This is a genomic window from Amycolatopsis rhizosphaerae (assembly GCF_007713715.1).
Lineage (GTDB): Bacteria > Actinomycetota > Actinomycetes > Mycobacteriales > Pseudonocardiaceae > Amycolatopsis_E > Amycolatopsis_E rhizosphaerae.
The window spans coordinates 1-5,219 of sequence record NZ_VJWX01000501.1; the positions used below are offsets into that span (position 1 = coordinate 1).

Genomic DNA, 5,219 nt, shown 5'->3' on the forward strand with positions numbered 1-5,219 from the left:
GCGCTGGTTTCTCGACCAGGACCTGCCCGCGCCCGGGCACTACAACCAGGATCTCCTGCTCGGCGTGCGCGAGCCGCTCGCACCGGAAGCGCTCGAAAAAGCGTTGAAGGCGATCGTCACCCACCACGACGCGCTGCGGCTCCGGCTGGGCCGCGACGGCAGCGGCGACCGGTCACTCGGCAACGCCGCCCCGGACGACCTGCCGGACCGGATCCTGACCGTCGCCGACTTCTCCCGCCTTTCCCGTGCCGAAGGCGTGGCGGCGTTCGAAAGGCTCGCCGCGGAAACGCAGGCGAGCGGTGATCTCGCGAGCGGTTGCCTGCTGCGTGCTGTCTACGCCCGGCTGGGCGCAGCGGGCGACCGGCTGCTCCTGATCATCCACCACCTCGGTGTCGACGGGGTTTCCTGGCGCGTTCTCCTGGAGGACCTCACCACGGCATACGGGCAGGCCGCCGAGGGGACCGGGCAGATCCGGCTGCCCGGCAAGACCACCGCGTTCCGCACCTGGGCCCGGCGTCTGGAAGAGTACGCGGTATCCGGCGGTCCGGACACGGAAATCCCCTACTGGACAAGCATTCTCACCGGTGCGGACGCGGCCGTTCCGACGGATTCCGAAGTGGACGTTCACGCCGCCAACACCTACGGAGCCGCGAAGTCCGTGACGGTGTCCCTGACCCGGGAGAGCACGGACGAGCTGCTGCGTTCGGGCCGCCAGGCCTCCGCGCAGGAAATCCTCCTCACCGCGCTCGGCCGGACACTGACGAGCTGGACCGGGCGACGATGCGCCGTCGTCGAGGTCGAGGGGCACGGCCGCGAGTCGCGCTGGGACGACGTCGACGTGTCCCGCACGGTCGGCTGGTTCACCACGCTCTACCCGGTGGCCCTGGCGGTGACCGCCGAGGACGCACCGGGCGACGCGCTGCGGCGGGTGCGGGACCACCTGGCCACGGTGCCGGGCAACGGCCTGGGCTACGGGCTGCTGCGCCACACCGCGGCCGCGCCGCTGCGGGCTCTCCCGATACCGCGGGTCCGCTACAACTATCTGGGCCGGGTCACCGGCGACGGCCCGGCGGAAGGGCTGTTCACCGCCGCGCCGGAGAGCGCGGGCCCGCCGGCCGACCCTCGGGGCCGTCGCCCCTACCTGCTCGACGTCTCCGCGCTGGTGGCGGACGGGCAGCTGCGGGTGAGCTTGATCTTCTGCCCGGCGGTGCACCGGCACGAAACCGTCGAAAAGCTGGCCGTGGCCCTGCTCGACGAGATCCATGTCCTGCTCTCGCCGGCGCAGAAGACCGGCTACACACCGGCAGACTTCCCGCTGGCCCAGCTCGACCAGGCGCAACTCGACGCGATCGCCGGCATGCTCGACCAAGACTGACCCACCAGCCCCGGCCGGAGACCGGCCGGGGCTCTGGCTCTAGGCGGTGTATCGAAGTCGAGCGTTGGTCAACGCAAGTCGGGTTTCGCGTCTTGAAGCGGCGTTAGCCGCTTGCGCCACGCTGTCAACTGGCACCGCCGCGGGTTCTCAGGCGGTTCCTGGCAGAAACGACACTGCCAGCTCCGACAGCGTTCAACACAGCGAATTGGCATTCATGAGGAGGAGATCCCACAGCCAGGGACCGCCTGAGGTTCCGCCACCCGCACCGCTACCCAAGCCACTTTGATACACCTAGTTCGGGAATCCGGGTGCGGGTGACTGGAAGGCGGCCCCCAGCACCGTCGAAGCCCCCTTGGACACCGGCATGGCGAGCAACTTCTTCGCCTGCACCTCCGCCTGGTACATCAGGCCGACGGTGTTGTCGAACTCCCCGGGATGCCCGTTGACCACGCGGTTCAACGCGGTGAGGATGTTGGTGTAGACGGTGTCGAAGGCCTGCGACTCGCGGCGTTCGGCGCTGTTCGCCGGGAGCCGGTAGGTGTCGGGGTCGTCGGCCATCGGGTACACCCCGCTCGGGTCGAACGGGATCGGGTCACCCTCGAAAACCCACTTCCCCTGCGCGTTTTTGATCAGCGCCCGGCCGCGCACGATCTCTTCGAACCGGTAGTAGTGACCGAACTCGTCCGCGCTGGTGATCTTCTCGCTCACCTCGGGATCGTGCGGGCTCCCCTCGCCCTGTTCGATGATCTGGTACACCGCGAGCAGCGCCGAACGCAGATCGGTCACCCGGTACAGCGTGCCCGGCGCGCCCGGCCAGCTGACCTGCAGGGCCGGGTCGCCGGTGAACAGCGTGCCCTTGCCGTTCAGCCGGATCAGCGCCCGCGCGATCTGCGTGTAGAACCAGCCGATCGTCAGCGGTTTGTGCTCGGCCTTGACGAACCAGTCCGTCAGCGTCCGGATCGCGCTGTCCTCCGCGGCCATGACGTTCCCGGCGCGGTCGGTCGTGACCTGCGCGGGGTCGATCACCGCGCCGCGGAACTCGGTGCCGTCCACGGTCGGGTACTCCGGCTGCTCGATCGCCATGAACACGTCGCGGACGTGGTCGATCGACAGCCGCCGCAGCCGTACCCGCAGATCGGGCAGCACCGGGCCCGGCAGCCGCCCCGGGTACGTCGGCACGAGACCCGGCCTGCCGATGACCGGGTGGCCGCCCACCGCGTTCAACAGGTTGCACGCCTGGGCCATGTGCTGCATCTCCTCCAGCACGATGCCGCGGATGATCTCCCCGATGGCGACGTTGTGGCCGGGCATGATGGAGTACAGGGCCGAGAGGTACGGCGGCACGGTGGCCTGTTCGAGGAGCGCGGCCTGCTGCAGCGCCGCGCGCAGATCCTCGACGGTGTCGATCTCCAGAACCGGCGGTGCCGGCTGGGTGTCCAGCCATTTCACGAGCATGTCTCGCTTCCGTGGTGAGAGGTCCCGGGTGACGGGCATGTGGTTGGGCGACTCGACCGGGGCCAGCAGCGCCTTCTTGATGTAGAGCGCGTGCGCCACCACCTGGTGGTAGTTGCCCAGGTCGAAGACGTCGCCCATGGCGGGGTACAGGTTGGCGTAGCGCTGGAAGATCGGCTGCACGTCGCGGGCCCAGGTCGGCCGCGCGGGGACCTCGTAGTCGTCGAACACCAGCGTGCTCAGCACGCCCTCGGGCTCGTCGGGCCGCTCGGCAAGGCCGTAGAAGTTGAGCAGGGCGACACCATCGAGCCCCGGCCGCGGGTGACCGGGGTCGGAGGCGGTGAGCTTCACCTGGGCGCGGCCGTTCGCGTCGGTCCGCACCCGCGCGGGTACGTCCAGCGGCGGCCGGGGCTCCGGGTCCCCGCTGGGCAGTTCGCTGGGCCTGATGTACAGCTCGACGCCCGCGGCCGGGCGACCGTGGCTCATCGCGAGCAACGTCGTCGTCGCGGTGTTGTCCGGTGCCGAAGGGCTGAGCCGGAACACGCTCTCCTCCGCGTGCACCGTGGTGGCGCCTTCGTTCTCCGCGAGCAGGATCGCGGGTTTCGCGTCCGCGGTCACCACGGCGAGCCGGGTCCTGGCCACCGCGGCGAGCTGCTCCGGCGTCAGCTTGGCGGTGACGATGCCTGCGAGCCGCTCGTAGAAGGTCGCGTCGATCCCGTCCAGCGGCGCGAGCACCTGAGGCGTCCCGTCCGCGGCGAGTGCCGCCAGGCGCAGTGCGCCGACCTCGGCCAGCGGCCCACCGGGGGTGGTCGCCATGACGCTGTTGCCGAGGTCGACGAAGACCAGGCCGGACTTCTCGTCGACCCGGCAGGGAGCGTCGAAGAGCGGGCTGTTGGCGTTCGCCTTCCGCAACCGCCGCGCGGCCAAGATCCGCCACGGCTCCCCCGCGAGGTACGGGCCGAGCGAGCCGACCATCCGTCCGAACGTCACCGCGCCCGGGTAGTCGGCGTCGGGGACCCGCTGCACCACACCGTCCACATTGAACTTGATGGACAGCATGCCGTCCTGTGTGGCCTCCCGCAGCGCCCGCATCACCGGCGAGCCGGGCGAGTCCGCCCAGGTCAGGTCCCGGAGCACGGACTGGTACATCGCCGCGGGGCTCGGCCCCTGCGGGGTGACCGTGCGCAGCCAGATGTCGTCCACCGCCACCGGCACGAAATCACCGCGCACCAGTTCGGCCCCGGTCGCGTCGAGGATCCGGGGCCGCAGCCCGAAGATCGTCGAGACGAACTGGTTCTCCGGGTCCATGTCGACGAACCGGGCGCTGGTGCGCAGGTTGTCGTCGGCGAGCCTGCCCTCGGCCACCACGTCGTCCGACCGCGAGGTGACCATCCTGCCGTCCGGGAGGCACGCACTGGTGATCCGGATGTCGGTCAGCCGGCACGATCCGGTGCCCCGCGGGTTCCATTCGCCGAACCGGTCGACGTCGGTGGTCAGCCACTGGAACCGAGGCTCGAACGTGTTGATCTCGTAGTACTGCAGGGTGTTGTTGACCGTCGGGACGTCCGCTTGGAACGTCCCGGCGAAATTCAGCCGGGGATACCCCAGATAGGACACGGGCCAGGACCTCTCAGCTCGCGGAAGCGGGTGTGGGCGCGCCCCAGACCGTCGCGGGGCCCTGGGCGGGGACGTCGCGCGCGGGTTCCGGTGTCGTACCGCGCCGCGCGACGACCACGGTTTCCCCTCGGGCCAGCGGGATCGTGGCCGCGCCGGCGCCTTCCGGCTGCCAGCCGACCGGGCGGCCCCGCCCGTCACGCACCTCGAGTTCCCCTTCGATCCCGTGCACGAGCACAAGCGGGCGGCCGGCCTCGCTGCGTACCCGCACCCAGTCCGTCCGGCCACGGCTGCGGGAAGCATCGACGACGAACGCCCCCGGAGCCCGCACCGACTCCACCACGACGTCGCGCCAGTCCCCCGGCACGGCGGGGAAGACCTCGAGACGTTCCCCGGCGCCGTCCACCAACATGTCCAGCAGCACCCGCGCCGCGTCCAGCGGTACCTCCGCGTCCGATGCGGTGCCCTGGCGGTACATCGTCGTCCCAGTCAGTACGGTGTCCGCGAACTCGGTACGGCTCAGGAATCGTTCCCAGTGACGCCAAGCATCGCCGGGCTCGCGCAGTACCGCCGCCATCGCCGCGGCCGTGACGTACGAGCGTGCGTGCCAGGCCTCGGTCATCCCCGCCCAGTGGCCGAAACTCTTCCGGGCCAGCTCCGCGGAGACCTTTTCCCGCAGGGGATGCAGCCACAGCAGATGCGCGGGCTCCGGCTGCGACGCGGCGAGCCGGGTGCCTGCGCCGAGCAGCACCCCGTCACCGCCTACGTGGTACGGGAC

Annotated in this window: 2 protein-coding genes and 1 pseudogene; 1 reads left to right on the forward strand and 2 read right to left on the reverse strand. The window is 70.5% G+C overall.

Annotated elements, in window-relative coordinates:
• On the forward strand, positions 1-1,375 hold a 1,375-nt coding region (locus tag FNH05_RS31595), incomplete at its 5' end, for a condensation domain-containing protein (RefSeq protein WP_246128057.1).
• Between the two features lie 291 nt (positions 1,376-1,666).
• Here FNH05_RS31595 and FNH05_RS31600 read toward each other — a convergent pair.
• On the reverse strand, positions 1,667-4,444 hold the full coding sequence (locus FNH05_RS31600) for a ferritin-like domain-containing protein (protein WP_186382832.1): 2,778 nt from the start codon (positions 4,442-4,444) through the stop codon (positions 1,667-1,669).
• A 13-nt stretch (positions 4,445-4,457) separates the two neighbouring features.
• Positions 4,458-5,219: pseudogene (locus FNH05_RS38435) on the reverse strand (glycosyl hydrolase family 95 catalytic domain-containing protein); the annotation flags it as partial.